The sequence below is a fragment of the Tatumella terrea genome (genome assembly GCF_039523755.1).
GTDB lineage: Bacteria > Pseudomonadota > Gammaproteobacteria > Enterobacterales > Enterobacteriaceae > Tatumella > Tatumella terrea.
Genome location: NZ_BAAAFX010000004.1, coordinates 12,836 through 26,267, shown reverse-complemented (window position 1 = coordinate 26,267; position 13,432 = coordinate 12,836). Strand labels below are relative to the sequence as shown.

Below are 13,432 nucleotides of genomic sequence, written 5' to 3'. Positions count from 1 at the left end.
GCCGTGTCAGTGGGAGCGCATTATAGGGAGATAATTTTTTCTGACAAGGGTTTATTTCAAATAAATTACCGAATGGCGATATTTCATGCTTTCCGGGCAACAAACCAGCGAAATACGCAGTTTTATTCATCACCGGGGCTGTTTTACTTATTGACCAGGGGTCTCAATCGCCGTTTTTATCACGCAAATACACACGTTAATCCCGCTGCCAGGCATAAATAGTGCAAATAAAATCTCTCCCTTGTTGTACAAACAGTATTACCTCACCCCATTTCCGGCCACCAGCCCTGGATTGATGTGGGCACCTTGTATCAACCAGGAGCATTTCCTTATGTCTGCAGATGTACTTCGCTCTTTTCAGGGAAACGTCCCGGCCACAGGGTTGCGGGTCATGCTGGACCCTTCCTGTGTCGTCATCGGTGATGTCCTTATCGGTGATGATTCCAGTCTCTGGCCTCTGGTTGTTGCCAGAGGGGATGTAAACCGGATAACCATTGGCGCCAGAAGCAATATTCAGGATGGCTCTATTCTCCATGTGACTCACCGCTCACCGGCAAATCCTCAGGGCTATCCTTTAGAGATTGGTGATGATGTCACCGTGGGACACAAAGCAATGCTGCACGGGTGTACGATCAGAGATCGGGTACTGGTCGGGATGGGGAGTATTATTCTGGATAATGCCTATATAGAAGAGAATGTCATGATTGGTGCCGGAAGTCTGGTACCTCCGGGGAAACGGCTGGTCAGCGGGTACCTGTACCTGGGCAGTCCGGTCCGGCAAATCCGTCGCCTGACTGACGACGAAAAACAGAGCCTGCTTTACTCTGCTGCCAATTACGTTAAATGGAAAGACGTCTGTTTATCGGAACAGAGCCAGAACCAGCCGTCGGCATCGTCCTGACCGGTAGCCATCAGTGCTTCGGCTTCTTCTTCAAGATCCCAGCGGTATTGCCGGAAAATTTCCAGTGCCTGCCCTTCGCCGTATCGCTGAAATAATTCCGTTGCGGTGATGGCACACCAGAGCTGCATGCCATGATGCAAGGCCGGGAAGCACACAGCCTGCCGCTCTGCATTCCATTCTTCGCGATCCGGAAACTGTAGTGCCTGATTCATTCCTGCAGCGCCTGTTTCACCGCGGTGATCACCGGCCCGATATCCGGCATCACCCCGTGCCATAATTTAAACGCATGCGCGGCCTGAGATACCAGCATACCGACACCGTCCGAAAGAGACGTCACCCCGTGCTGTGCCGCCATCGCCAGGAAAGGAGTCTGGCCCTGCTGATAAAACATATCGTAACAACGGGTATGGGGAGTGAAGATATCTGCCGGAAGCTGAGGAACCTCCCCGCTGACGCCACTGGAGGTTGCATTAATAATGAGATCGTATTCCTGCAGTAACTTATTATGTTCACTGGCCAGAATAGTTCCTGCATGCCGGTAAGTTTCCACCAGCGTTTCCGCTCTGGATAACGTACGGTTCGTGATTGTTATACGGCACCCGTAGTCCAGTAACGGCAGGATCACCCCGCGGGCCGCTCCGCCTGCTCCCACCAGCAATATATGCGAGTCTGGCGCGATCATCCCTTGCCGTTGCAGATCACTGAGCAAGCCAATCCCGTCAGTGTTATCTCCGAGCAGTCTGCCGTCCGGCTCTTTCCTGAGAGTATTAACCGCTTTTGATAAAGCCGCGCGATCGGTTAACTCGTCCGCCATGGCACAGGCTTCCTGTTTGAAGGGCAGTGTGACATTGGCTCCCCGGCCACCGGCATTGAAAAACTCACGAGCTGTCGGGACAAACTGATCCACCGGGGCACATATCCGGCCATAAGTGTGTTCTATGCTTGTCTGACGGGCAAACAGCTGGTGAATGAAAGGTGACTTACTGTGATTGATCGGGTGACCAAAAACGACAAATTGTTCCATTATCTACCCCTGACGAATAAGTTCACCGGTAATAACATTACGGATCTCTGACGGATTCAGGCGCCCGCCGGTTTCTCCCTGCAGAACAGGAAAATCATGACCAAACCGCTCCGTAACTTCCTGCACATTCCGGCAAGGCTCCTGACCGGAAAAATTCGCGCTGGTAGAGACTAACGGCTTCCCGTAGGCCAAACACAGTTCCTGAACATCAGGATGGTTACTGACGCGGATAGCCAGAGAGTCAAACTGACCTCTTAACCATCGGGGAGCACGGGAAGGTACCACGAAAGTCACCGGCCCGGGCCAGTGTGAGAACATCCGCTCTCTTTGTTCATCAGTCAGTAGCTCATCACTGATATAAGGCAGCAGTTGCTGGTAATTAGCCGCGATCAGGATCAATCCTTTTTCTGCAGGACGTGACTTAATTTGCAGCAGAGCGTTAACAGCCTGTTCACTGTCAGGGTCACACCCTAACCCGAACACGGCCTCCGTCGGATAAGCAATAACAGCATTCTTTTCCAATGACTCAATACACACGCGCAGAGAATCTGATGATAACGGGTTATACATGATAGGTATTATTTCTCTTCAGTCTTTTCGGGAACAGGCTTACCACAAAGCTTACTGGCGCAGATAAGCCTCAGACCATTTGCGGTTTTCTTTTCAGCTAATAACGGAAAGTGGCAAAACGGACATTCTCCCGCCACCGGACGGGCATTCACCACAAACTGGCATTCCGGATAGCGGCTGCAGGCATGGAAATACTTACCGTATCGTGAACGACGCTGGATCAGATGTCCCTGCTGACACTCCGGACAGGTAATACCCGTATCATCCGGCTGGTCAATAGTTTCACTGTGTGAGCACTCAGGATAACGGCTGCACGCGATGAACATCCCATAACGCCCCTGGCGTAACGCTTTATCGGCGCCACATTCCGGACAAGGTATCCCTTCGAGGATTTTAATCAGATGCCCTTCATTACGGGCCCCCAGGGGGCGGATGTAATGACACTCCGGGTATCGGGAACACCCGGCGAAAGGACCATGTTTACCTGAACGTATCACCAGTTCTGCCCCGCATTCGGGGCAGTTATCCTGATGACGGACAGCAAACAGTGCTGTTTTATTCATAATTTTGCTATAGCGAAGAAAATATCAATGCAGAATACTGTCATTAGCGTCGAAAAGTAACTCTTCCATTTGCTGGTAGGCATCTTCACAACCCGGAATGTTGAACAGCACCATCAGTACGACCCACTTGAGATCATCGAGGGCAAACTCCAGGGAGTCGAGTGCAGTCACCCGCTCAATAACCATTTCGCGGGTATCAAGGTTCAGTACCTGCACCTGCTCCAGGAACAATAAAAACCCCCGGCAATCCGCATCCAGCTTCTGACACTCTTCAGCGGTATAAATACGCATCGAGAGCGGGTCACTGGACATCTGGATAGGCTCGACCAATCCTTCCTGATAATCAGCAAGTTTCTCCAGCCATTGCAATGCATTACTGATATCTTCCTGATTAAATCCGGCATCCGTCAGGTCATCTGTCAGCCTTTCCTGGTCAACCTGCGTGTCAGTCTCGGTATGGATATAGGTCTCAAACAAGTACATAAGTACGTCGAACATGGCATGCCCTCCTTAAACGGACATAGCCGCCGGGTACAGCTGCGATCCATCCTGCTAACTCCAGCTCAAGCAAAGCAGTTGCAATCACTGGCACAGGTTGGCCGGCACGTTCAGCGACGACGTCAACAGGTGTAACCTCATCTTCTACGTTAGCCAACACATCAGCAAATGGCAATGGAACAGTGCCCTCCCCGGGTGAATTTATTTCCTCAGACGCTGAAAACCGCAAAGAATGATAACCCGTCTGCAAATCCTCCAGCAGATCGTTAGGGTGCGATACCAGTAATGCTCCTTGCCTGATAAGCCAGTGTGTGCCTTCAGTTTCGGGTTTACCCAGCGGGCCGGGGATCGCGTATATATTGCGGTTTTGCTCCAGAGCATAACGAGCCGTGATCAATGACCCGCTTTTTAACCCGGCTTCCACCACTAATACACCCAGACTGAGGCCACTGATGATACGGTTACGACGAGGGAAATGCCCGGGGAGAGGAGGCGCCATCAGCGGAAACTCAGAGACCAGCGCCCCTCCCTGCGCCACAATCTCATGGCTGAGAGACCGGTGCCGGGCAGGATACAGGTTCATTAAACCGCTACCGATGACCGCGATAGTTTTTCCTTTGCAGGACAGAGCCGCCCGGTGTGCAACTCCGTCGATCCCTAAAGCCAGGCCGCTGGTAATAGTCATTCCGCTCAATGAGAGCGATTCTGAGAAAAATGTTCCCCAATGTTCACCATAGCGAGTACTCCGCCGGCTACCAACCACCGCTATCTGAGCCGCGGAGAGTACCGCCGGATCGCCCTCGACAAACAGACAGAACGGAGGGGCGGCAATTTCTGTCAGTCGCCGTGGATAACGGGGATCCGATAACGTCAGAAAATGATGGTTTTCGCTCTTTAGCCACTTCTGCACCAGCTCAAGCGCTTTTTCACTGAGACTCAGGAACTGCTGACGCTGTTTTTGGTTGAAGCCAGCCACGTGGGACAACGATGCCGCTGTACCTGACAGCCGCGATAACTTTTCGGCCATCGTCTGGCGGTCTTCTGCCTTTATTCCTTCTACTGCCGCAAGACGTAACCCTATTTCAGTAATGTCCATACGATGATCCCTGTGCCGGCACTTTTATCCCGTCAGCAATACTGTCAATCGCACAATGAAACGTCTACAATATGAGGTAGTCAACTTATATATTACGAATAAAGATCCGGATATTTATGTCAGTTTTACAGGTATTACATTTCCCTGACGAGCGACTGCGTACCGTTGCTGCGCCAGTAAAAGAAGTCAACGCCGATATTCAGCGCATTGTCGATGATATGTTCGAAACAATGTATGCGGAAGAAGGCATCGGGCTGGCCGCAACTCAGGTCGATATTCACCAGCGAATCATTGTGATTGATGTTTCTGAGAACCGCGATGAGAAACTGGTGCTGATTAACCCTGAACTCCTTGAGTCCAGTGGTGAGACCGGCATCGAAGAGGGCTGTCTGTCCATTCCTGAACAACGTGCGCTGGTTCCACGTGCCGAGCGGGTAAAAATACGTGCCCTGGACCGTGAAGGTAAGAGCTATGAGCTCGAAACGGATGGTCTGCTGGCTATCTGTATTCAGCATGAGATGGACCATCTGATGGGTAAACTGTTCGTCGATTACCTGTCTCCGCTTAAGCGCCAGCGTATCCGTCAGAAACTGGAAAAACTCGCCCGTCAGACAACCCGGGCGTCCTGAACCTCCGAAAAGGGATGATTGTGTCCGACTCGTTGAAAATTATTTTTGCCGGCACTCCTGATTTTGCAGCGCGTCATCTTGACGCGCTGCTTGCTTCAGAGCATCAGGTGGTCGGTGTATTCACTCAGCCCGACCGCCCGGCCGGACGGGGCAAAAAGTTAGTGGCAAGTCCGGTGAAAACACTGGCTGAATCACACCAAATTCCCGTATTCCAGCCCGCCTCGCTTCGGCCTCCTGAAAACCAGCAGCTGGTTGCAGATCTGAATGCCGATATCATGGTGGTGGTGGCTTATGGCCTCCTGTTGCCGGAATCTGTACTGGCGCTGCCCCGGCTGGGATGTATCAATGTCCACGGGTCACTTCTGCCACGCTGGCGTGGTGCGGCACCTATCCAGCGTGCGTTGTGGGCGGGTGATGATGAGACAGGAATTACTATCATGCAGATGGATGCAGGGCTGGATACTGGCGATATGCTGGTGAAGCTCACCTGCCCTATCCGCCTGACAGATACCAGCGCTTCTTTGTATGACACCCTGGCGCAACTCGGCCCACAGGGAATGCTGACCACATTGCAGCAGCTGGCTGACGGCAGCGCGGTTGCCGTGAAACAGGATGATGCACTGGCAACCTATGCCAAAAAGCTCAGCAAAGAAGAAGCCCGTCTGAACTGGACACTCTCCGCTGAACAGCTTGAGAGGTGTATTCGGGCATTCAATCCGTGGCCGGTGAGCTACTTTGTGCTGGATGAACAACCGATTAAAGTCTGGCAGGCATCGGTATTACCCCATCAGGATCTGCAACCCGGTACGATTGTTCAGACTGACAAGAACGGGATTCGGGTGGCAACCGCAGACGGCGTACTGCAACTTGAAATCCTGCAGCCTGCGGGTAAAAAACCAATGCAGGCAAGAGAGTTACTGAACTCGCGCCAGGAGTGGTTTATGCCCGGTGCTGTGCTGGCCTGAACCGGTTATAAATGTTCTGCCGGCAATACTGGCTAACTGAAGATATTCCATGAAAAAAACTACCAATCTGCGCAGTCTGGCAGCCCGTCTTATTGAACAGGTCGTCGATAAAGGGCAGTCGCTAAGCGCAATTCTTCCTGCCGCCCAGAAGAGCCTGAACGATAAAGACAGCGCCTTACTGCAGGAATTATGTTTCGGCGTCGTCCGTACTTTACCGCAACTGGACGCGTTAATCGGTAAGCTGATGGATCGGCCGATGACCGGCAAACAGCGAACGATTCACTACCTGTTAATGGTCGGTATTTATCAGATGCTTTATACGCGGATACCTGCCCATGCAATCCTCGCGGAAACCGTGGAAGGTGCCGTTGTACTGAAAAAACAGAGCCTGAAAGGACTGGTAAACGGGGTTTTACGTCAGTTCCAGCGCCGCCAGACAGAACTGACAGAGTCACTGGAGGGACAAAGCGTTAATCTTTGGCATCCCTCCTGGCTACTGAAACGTTTACAGGTAAGCTGGCCTGATCAATGGCAGCAGATTGTTCAGGCAAATAATCTCCGTCCCCCTATGTGGTTACGGGTAAACCGCCAGCATAACTCCCGTGATCAGTGGCTTGAATTACTGAACGCCCGGGAGATGACAGGCACTGCTGATATCTTATCGGAGGATGCGGTTCGTCTGGAGAAACCCGCAGGTGTGACACAGTTGCCAGGATTTGCTGACGGATGGGTAACGGTTCAGGATCTTTCGGCACAACGTTGTGCACAGTATCTCACTCCGGAAAACGGAGAAGATATCCTGGACCTGTGTGCAGCCCCGGGCGGGAAAACCACGCATATTCTCGAAATTGCCCCCGAAGCCAATGTACTGGCCGTCGACGTGGATGCACAGCGCCTTAGCAGAGTCACAGAAAATCTGGGCCGTCTGGGGATGCAGGCTGAAGTCAGACAAGGTGATGGCCGTACGCCGGCACTATGGTGTGCAGAGCGCCAGTTTGATCGCATTCTGCTCGATGCACCTTGTTCCGCAACAGGGGTTATTCGCCGTCATCCTGATATTAAATGGCTGCGTCGTGACAGTGATATTGATGAGCTGGTACGGTTGCAGGCTGAGATACTGGATGCTATCTGGCCATACCTTAAACCCGGTGGCACGATGGTGTATGCAACCTGCTCCGTGTTACCGGAAGAAAACCATAAGCAGATGGCCGCATTTCTTGAGCGCCATGATGACGCGAAGCCTGAAACATTACCGGGCGGAGAGAAACATGGTCTGCAGGTCTTCCCTCAGGAACTGGGTGGTGACGGTTTTTTCTATGCTAAATTACTGAAGAATGCCTAACCCATAAGAGTGAAACGACGATGAAAATTATTATCCTGGGAGCCGGACAAGTCGGTGGCACACTGGCAGAAAACCTGGTGGGGGAAAATAACGATATCACTGTTGTTGATACCGATCCTGGCAGGTTACGTCACTTACAGGATAAGTTCGATCTCCGGGTGGTGAATGGCCCGGCGTCTCATCCCCGCGTACTTCGTGAGGCGGGGGCTGAAGATGCCGATATGCTGGTTGCTGTTACCAGTTCCGATGAAACCAATATGGTTGCCTGCCAGATAGCTTACTCATTATTTAATACCCCTAACCGGATCGCGCGGATCCGTGCCGCGGAGTATTTGCGCGATAATGAGAAGTTATTTATTCCGGAAGCGATCCCAATCGATCATCTGATCTCACCTGAACAACTGGTGATCGATAATATCTATCGACTGATCGAGTATCCGGGCGCATTGCAGGTCGTGAATTTCGCCGGAGGCAAAGTCAGCCTCGGGGTAGTCAAGGCCTATTACGGGGGGCCGCTCATCGGTAACCCACTGTCTGTTATGCGCGAGCATATGCCGCACATCGAAAGCCGCGTCGCCGCCATCTTCCGCCAGGATAAACCTATCCGTCCGCAAGGCTCGACCGTCGTAGAAGCGGGTGATGAAGTCTTCTTCATTGCTGCAAATCAACATATTCGCGCCGTAATGAGCGAAATGCAGCGTCTGGAAAAGCCGTATAAACGTATCATGCTGGTAGGTGGCGGTAATATCGGTTTTGGCCTGGCACAACAGCTGGAAAAACAGTACAGCGTAAAGCTGATTGAACGTAATCCGCAGCGAGCTGCAGAACTGGCCGAATTACTCAACGATACGATCGTCTTTTACGGAGATGCCTCTGACCAGGAATTACTGGCAGAAGAGCATATCGACCAGATTGACCTGTTTATTGCCGTCACCAATGATGATGAAGCTAATATCATGTCAGCTATGCTGGCGAAAAAGATGGGGGCAAAAAAGGCGATGGTACTGATACAACGCCGTGCCTATGTCGATCTGGTCCAAAGCAGCGTGATTGATATTGCTATTTCTCCACAACAGGCAACAATTTCTGCATTGCTTGGCCATGTACGTAAAGCAGATATTGTCAGTGTTTCTTCACTGCGCAGGGGGATTGCTGAAGCCATTGAGGCTATTGCTCATGGGGATGAAACAACCTCACGAGTGGTAGGGCGCACTGTCAGTGAAATTAAACTGCCACCGGGCACAATTATTGGCGCAATTGTACGTGGTGAGGAAGTCATGATTGCAAACGATAGTGTCAGAATCGAGCAAGGCGATCATGTCATCATGTTCCTGACGGATAAGAAATTCGTGTCAGATGTAGAGAAGCTGTTCCAGCCGAGTCCGTTCTTCTTGTAAAAATCTCCGCCAAAGGGACCTTATCCGGCTGAAGAAAACAGGGGTTAGGCTTTGTGCTGGCTGCAATGTAAAAAAGAGTAAAACAGTTAGGTCGTGTTTGTGGAAAAAATACCATTAGTTAACTAGAATCAGGTTTAACTTAATCTTTAGTCGGGTGATAACATGAGTTTAATGAAAGAATTTCGCGATTTTGCGATGCGTGGAAATGTAGTAGATCTGGCAGTCGGTGTGGTTATCGGTGCTGCGTTTGGTAAAATCGTATCTTCTTTAGTCGCTAACATCATCATGCCGCCACTGGGCTTACTGATTGGTGGGATCGATTTCAAACAATTTAAATGGGTACTTAAAGCTGCTGATGGCACAACACCTGCAGTTGTCATGGACTACGGTGTCTTTATTCAGTCTGTCTTTGATTTTGTTATCATCGCTTTTGCCATTTTCCTGGTCATCAAGCTGATTAACAAACTCTATAAGAAAGAAGCGCCGGCACCTAAAGGCCCGTCAGTTGAAGAAACTCTGTTAACTGAAATCCGTGATTTACTGAAAGAAAAACAGTAATTCATCAGTGTTCATGGAAAGCCGCTCAATTAACGATTGAGCGGCTTTTTTTATGGATAAAAGAAAGGGCAATGAGAATTTCATATTTTCATTGCCCTCTCGTCCCTCCTGTCGGTTATTACGGTTTTTACGCCGATAACTTCCTTTCCCTTTTTTATTATTTTCGGTTCTCACACGAAAAAGCGGGTCATGTAACAATGCCTGGAGAGCATTATCAGTAATTGCCCCTTTGGTGTGACGATAGCTGCCCATATAACCTCCGCATAGCGTCTCTATTCATTATTTAGCTGTCGGATGACAGTCACACCGTAGTGACTATCATATAAAAAGTCTGTACTCAGACCTGCCTGACGTAATTTCTGTTCCAGTACACGTAATCTCTTATGATATTCCGCGGCCTGATGATCGTCAGGATCCAGTTGCTGTAACAGATCGACCAGTTCAAGCGCTTCACGACGGGATTCAAGTTCCGGAGGAAGATAGCCGGAATTTTTTAACAGACGATAGGCCGTACGCAATTCCGCAGGGACCTGGCTATCATCGTCGAGCAGAAGAGGTTTTCCTTCACCGTTCAAACCGGAAAGTTCACCTTTTTGCAAAGCTTCCTGTATGTGTCGCTCGGCCATCTGATCAATAAGCCACATAGGTGTCCTCCGGGGAAGGGCTGAATAGATATTATACACCACTTTTCTTCAGACAATAAAAAACCCGCCGAAGCGGGTTCTTTAATTACTGCAAATTACTCTGCAGTTGCTTCTGCTTGAGCTTCCGGACGATCAACCAGCTCGATGTATGCCATCGGAGCGTTGTCACCAGCACGGAAGCCACACTTCAGAATACGAGTGTAACCACCGGTACGGCTCGCGAAACGCGGGCCGAGCTCATTAAACAGTTTTGCAACGATCTCGTTATCACGAGTACGTGCGAATGCCAGACGACGATTAGCAACGCTATCAGTCTTGGCAAGAGTAATCAGCGGCTCAACTACGCGACGCAGCTCTTTGGCTTTCGGCAGAGTCGTCTTGATGATCTCATGACGAACCAGTGAACCAGCCATGTTACGGAACATAGCCTGACGATGGCTGCTGTTACGGTTCAGTTGACGACCACTCTTACGATGGCGCATGACCTTATCCTTCTCAGTGAAACCTTAACCTGTGATCCGGTTACTCATCAGCAATGCTTGCTGGTGGCCAGTTTTCCAGGCGCATGCCCAGAGACAGTCCACGCGAAGCCAGCACGTCTTTGATCTCGGTAAGAGATTTTTTCCCAAGGTTAGGCGTCTTAAGAAGCTCAACCTCAGTACGTTGTACCAGATCACCGATGTAGTGGATAGCTTCTGCCTTAAGGCAGTTAGCAGAGCGGACAGTCAATTCCAGATCGTCAACAGGGCGCAGCAGGATCGGATCGAATTCTGGTTTTTCTTCTTTCACTTCTGGCTGACGAACATCACGTAAGTCAACAAAAGCATCCAGTTGTTCAGCCAGAATGGTCGCCGCACGACGAATCGCCTCTTCAGGATCGATTGTGCCGTTGGTTTCCATTTCGATGACCAGCTTGTCCAGGTCGGTACGTTGCTCAACACGAGCTGCTTCAACATTGTAGGCAATACGATCTACAGGGCTGTAGCAAGCATCGACTAACAAACGACCGATTGGGCGCTCATCTTCTTCCGAATGAATTCGGGCAGAAGCCGGCACATAACCACGACCACGCTGAACTTTGATACGCATATTAATAGATGCGTTTTCATCGGTCAGGTGACAAATTACGTGCTGTGGCTTGACGATTTCGACATCACCATCATGGGTAATGTCGGCTGCAGTCACAGGGCCAATGCCAGATTTATTCAGGGTCAGGATAACATCATCTTTACCCTGAACTCTTACCGCCAGCCCTTTCAGGTTGAGCAGGATTTCCAGGATATCCTCCTGAACGCCCTCTTTGGTGCTGTACTCGTGGAGTACACCATCAATTTCAACCTCGGTCACCGCGCAACCCGGCATGGAAGAAAGCAGAATACGGCGCAGTGCATTACCTAAAGTATGGCCAAAGCCACGCTCTAAAGGCTCAAGGGTCACCTTGGCGTGCGTCGAACTCACTTGCTCGATATCTACCAGGCGCGGTTTTAGAAACTCTGTCACAGAACCCTGCATTGTGTCCTCTCTTTGGTACTCAAGCTTTATTTAGAGTAAAGCTCGATGATCAGGTGCTCGTTAATGTCCGCAGACAGATCAGTACGTTCTGGCTTACGCTTGAACACACCTTCCATCTTCGCTGCATCAACTTCCAGCCAGGTTGGCTTTTCACGCTGCTCAGCCAGCTCCAGAGCGGCCTTCACGCGAGATTGCTTTTTGGCTTTCTCACGGATGCTAACGACATCATTCGGAGATACCTGATAAGAAGCGATGTTAACAACGCGGCCATTTACCATAATCGCTTTATGGCTAACCAGCTGGCGTGCTTCAGCACGAGTGGCACCAAAGCCCATACGATAAACTACGTTATCCAGACGACCTTCCAGCAGAACCAGCAGGTTTTCACCTGTGTTGCCTTTCAGACGTGCTGCTTCTTTATAATAGTTACGGAATTGACGTTCCAGAACACCGTAGATACGACGAACTTTCTGTTTCTCACGTAACTGACCGCCGTAGTCAGACAGACGTGGCTTACGCGCACCGTGCTGACCTGGGGCTTGTTCAATTTTGCACTTGGTATCGATCGCGCGAACGCCAGACTTAAGGAATAAGTCGGTGCCCTCACGACGGCTCAGCTTGAGCTTAGGACCCAAATATCTTGCCATTTTCTTTCTCCAACTAACCTAAAAACGGGGCGTTAAACGCGACGTTTCTTCGGCGGACGACAACCGTTGTGAGGGATCGGAGTCACATCAGTAATATTAGTGATGCGGAAACCAGCGGCGTTCAGAGCACGAATAGTTGATTCGCGACCCGGACCCGGACCCTTAACCATAACTTCCAGGTTCTTAATACCGTAATCTTTTACAGCTTCTGCACAGCGCTCTGCAGCGACCTGAGCAGCAAACGGAGTAGATTTACGTGAACCGCGGAAACCGGAACCACCGGCGGTTGCCCAACCCAGCGCATTACCCTGACGATCAGTGATAGTAACGATGGTGTTGTTAAAAGATGCATGGATATGAGCCACGCCATCTGAGACTTGTTTTCTTACACGCTTACGTGCACGAACTGGTGCCTTTGCCATTATTTACCCACCCCGATTATTTCTTGATCGGTTTGCGCGGACCCTTACGGGTACGTGCATTGGTCTTGGTACGCTGACCGCGAACCGGAAGACCACGACGATGACGCAAACCACGGTAGCAGCCAAGGTCCATAAGACGCTTGATGCTCAGGGTAACTTCACGACGCAGATCACCTTCAACAACGAACTTGCCAACTGCTTCACGCAGTTGCTCAATCTGTTCTTCAGACAGCTCACTGATCTTAACATGTTCAGCAATACCCGTTGAGGCACAAATGGCCTTAGAACGAGTTTTACCGATACCGAAAATCGAAGTTAATGCGATAACGGTATGTTTATGATCAGGAATGTTAATGCCTGCTATACGGGCCACTATGCACTCCTATTACTTATTAACTGCGTGCCATTCTGAAAAGCCCGTTTTCAGGATACTCAAATGGGAACGCAATAACATACAAAAGATTGGCTGGCTAATCTAGCCAGCTCAACCCGACTTTGCAAGAAAAATATGCGAAAAAATCAGCCCTGGCGCTGTTTATGCTTAGGCTCGGCACTACAAATCACACGTACGACACCGTCGCGGCGGATGATTTTGCAGTTACGACATAATTTCTTGACGGAAGCACGAACTTTCATTTTTACTCTCCGTAACTTCTCAAGCTCC

20 protein-coding genes are annotated in these 13,432 nt (G+C 50.3%); 6 read left to right on the top strand and 14 right to left on the bottom strand.

Annotated elements, in window-relative coordinates; all coding sequences use genetic code 11:
• The first annotated feature begins 331 nt into the window (after positions 1-331).
• Positions 332-901: a gamma carbonic anhydrase family protein gene (locus ABD035_RS02520; protein WP_343867430.1), complete on the top strand. Its 570-nt coding sequence runs from the start codon at positions 332-334 to the stop codon at positions 899-901.
• Here ABD035_RS02520 and ABD035_RS02515 read toward each other — a convergent pair.
• The 6 genes from ABD035_RS02515 to dprA are packed head-to-tail and all read right to left on the bottom strand — an operon-like array spanning position 835 to position 4,652.
• Complete coding sequence (locus ABD035_RS02515) at positions 835-1,113, bottom strand: DUF1488 family protein (RefSeq protein WP_343867428.1); 279 nt, start codon at positions 1,111-1,113, stop codon at positions 835-837. The genes ABD035_RS02520 and ABD035_RS02515 overlap by 67 nt on opposite strands.
• Positions 1,110-1,925, bottom strand: coding sequence for a shikimate dehydrogenase (gene aroE, locus ABD035_RS02510; RefSeq protein ID WP_343867426.1), 816 nt, complete (start codon positions 1,923-1,925; stop codon positions 1,110-1,112). Before aroE ends, ABD035_RS02515 begins: the two co-directional genes overlap by 4 nt.
• A gap of 3 nt (positions 1,926-1,928) precedes the next feature.
• On the bottom strand, positions 1,929-2,495 hold the full coding sequence (gene tsaC, locus ABD035_RS02505; protein ID WP_212713467.1) for an L-threonylcarbamoyladenylate synthase type 1 TsaC: 567 nt from the start codon (positions 2,493-2,495) through the stop codon (positions 1,929-1,931).
• Between the two features lie 8 nt (positions 2,496-2,503).
• Positions 2,504-3,058 (bottom strand): DNA topoisomerase family protein, encoded by a 555-nt coding sequence (locus tag ABD035_RS02500; RefSeq protein ID WP_343867423.1) that lies wholly within the window; start codon positions 3,056-3,058, stop codon positions 2,504-2,506.
• 24 nt (positions 3,059-3,082) lie between these two features.
• A complete protein-coding gene (gene smg / locus ABD035_RS02495) occupies positions 3,083-3,556 on the bottom strand; it encodes a DUF494 family protein Smg (RefSeq protein WP_212713469.1) in 474 nt (157 codons plus the stop codon).
• Positions 3,528-4,652, bottom strand: a complete 1,125-nt coding sequence (gene dprA, locus ABD035_RS02490) for a DNA-protecting protein DprA (RefSeq protein ID WP_343867420.1) — start codon at positions 4,650-4,652, stop codon at positions 3,528-3,530. Before dprA ends, smg begins: the two co-directional genes overlap by 29 nt.
• A 116-nt stretch (positions 4,653-4,768) precedes the next feature.
• On the opposite strand from dprA, the gene def reads away from it, so the two are divergent.
• The 5 genes from def to mscL all read left to right on the top strand — a co-directional run bounded on the left by def (position 4,769) and on the right by mscL (position 9,543).
• Positions 4,769-5,281 (top strand): peptide deformylase, encoded by a 513-nt coding sequence (gene def / locus ABD035_RS02485; RefSeq protein WP_212713471.1) that lies wholly within the window; start codon positions 4,769-4,771, stop codon positions 5,279-5,281.
• Between the two features lie 20 nt (positions 5,282-5,301).
• Positions 5,302-6,246 (top strand): methionyl-tRNA formyltransferase, encoded by a 945-nt coding sequence (gene fmt / locus ABD035_RS02480; RefSeq protein WP_212713472.1) that lies wholly within the window; start codon positions 5,302-5,304, stop codon positions 6,244-6,246.
• Positions 6,247-6,295: 49 nt separating this feature from the next.
• Positions 6,296-7,588 carry a 16S rRNA (cytosine(967)-C(5))-methyltransferase RsmB gene (gene rsmB, locus ABD035_RS02475; RefSeq protein WP_343867417.1) on the top strand — a complete coding sequence of 431 codons (1,293 nt, stop codon included), beginning with the start codon at positions 6,296-6,298 and terminating at the stop codon, positions 7,586-7,588.
• A gap of 20 nt (positions 7,589-7,608) precedes the next feature.
• On the top strand, positions 7,609-8,985 hold the full coding sequence (gene trkA, locus ABD035_RS02470; RefSeq protein WP_212713474.1) for a Trk system potassium transporter TrkA: 1,377 nt from the start codon (positions 7,609-7,611) through the stop codon (positions 8,983-8,985).
• Positions 8,986-9,147: 162 nt separating this feature from the next.
• Entirely contained in the window at positions 9,148-9,543 is a 396-nt protein-coding gene (gene mscL / locus ABD035_RS02465) for a large-conductance mechanosensitive channel protein MscL (RefSeq protein ID WP_025902026.1), read from the top strand.
• On the opposite strand, the gene ABD035_RS02460 is transcribed toward mscL, so the two are convergent.
• The 8 genes from ABD035_RS02460 to rpmJ form a co-directional block, all read right to left on the bottom strand.
• Entirely contained in the window at positions 9,523-9,795 is a 273-nt protein-coding gene (locus ABD035_RS02460; RefSeq protein WP_343867413.1) for an alternative ribosome-rescue factor A, read from the bottom strand. The two genes, mscL and ABD035_RS02460, sit on opposite strands and share 21 nt — an antisense overlap.
• 20 nt (positions 9,796-9,815) lie before the next feature.
• Positions 9,816-10,187, bottom strand: coding sequence for a DnaJ family domain-containing protein (locus ABD035_RS02455; protein WP_343867411.1), 372 nt, complete (start codon positions 10,185-10,187; stop codon positions 9,816-9,818).
• Positions 10,188-10,282: 95 nt separating this feature from the next.
• Entirely contained in the window at positions 10,283-10,669 is a 387-nt protein-coding gene (gene rplQ / locus ABD035_RS02450) for a 50S ribosomal protein L17 (RefSeq protein WP_025902028.1), read from the bottom strand.
• Positions 10,670-10,709: 40 nt separating this feature from the next.
• The gene (locus ABD035_RS02445) at positions 10,710-11,699 is read right to left on the bottom strand and encodes a DNA-directed RNA polymerase subunit alpha (protein WP_025902029.1); all 990 of its coding nucleotides are present in this window, start codon (positions 11,697-11,699) and stop codon (positions 10,710-10,712) included.
• 26 nt (positions 11,700-11,725) lie between these two features.
• The gene (rpsD, locus tag ABD035_RS02440) at positions 11,726-12,346 is read right to left on the bottom strand and encodes a 30S ribosomal protein S4 (protein WP_025902030.1); all 621 of its coding nucleotides are present in this window, start codon (positions 12,344-12,346) and stop codon (positions 11,726-11,728) included.
• A gap of 32 nt (positions 12,347-12,378) precedes the next feature.
• On the bottom strand, positions 12,379-12,768 hold the full coding sequence (gene rpsK / locus ABD035_RS02435) for a 30S ribosomal protein S11 (RefSeq protein WP_025902031.1): 390 nt from the start codon (positions 12,766-12,768) through the stop codon (positions 12,379-12,381).
• Positions 12,769-12,784: 16 nt separating this feature from the next.
• The gene (gene rpsM / locus ABD035_RS02430) at positions 12,785-13,141 is read right to left on the bottom strand and encodes a 30S ribosomal protein S13 (RefSeq protein ID WP_212713477.1); all 357 of its coding nucleotides are present in this window, start codon (positions 13,139-13,141) and stop codon (positions 12,785-12,787) included.
• 146 nt (positions 13,142-13,287) lie between these two features.
• Complete coding sequence (gene rpmJ / locus ABD035_RS02425; RefSeq protein WP_004160566.1) at positions 13,288-13,404, bottom strand: 50S ribosomal protein L36; 117 nt, start codon at positions 13,402-13,404, stop codon at positions 13,288-13,290.
• Positions 13,405-13,432: the final 28 nt, after the last annotated feature.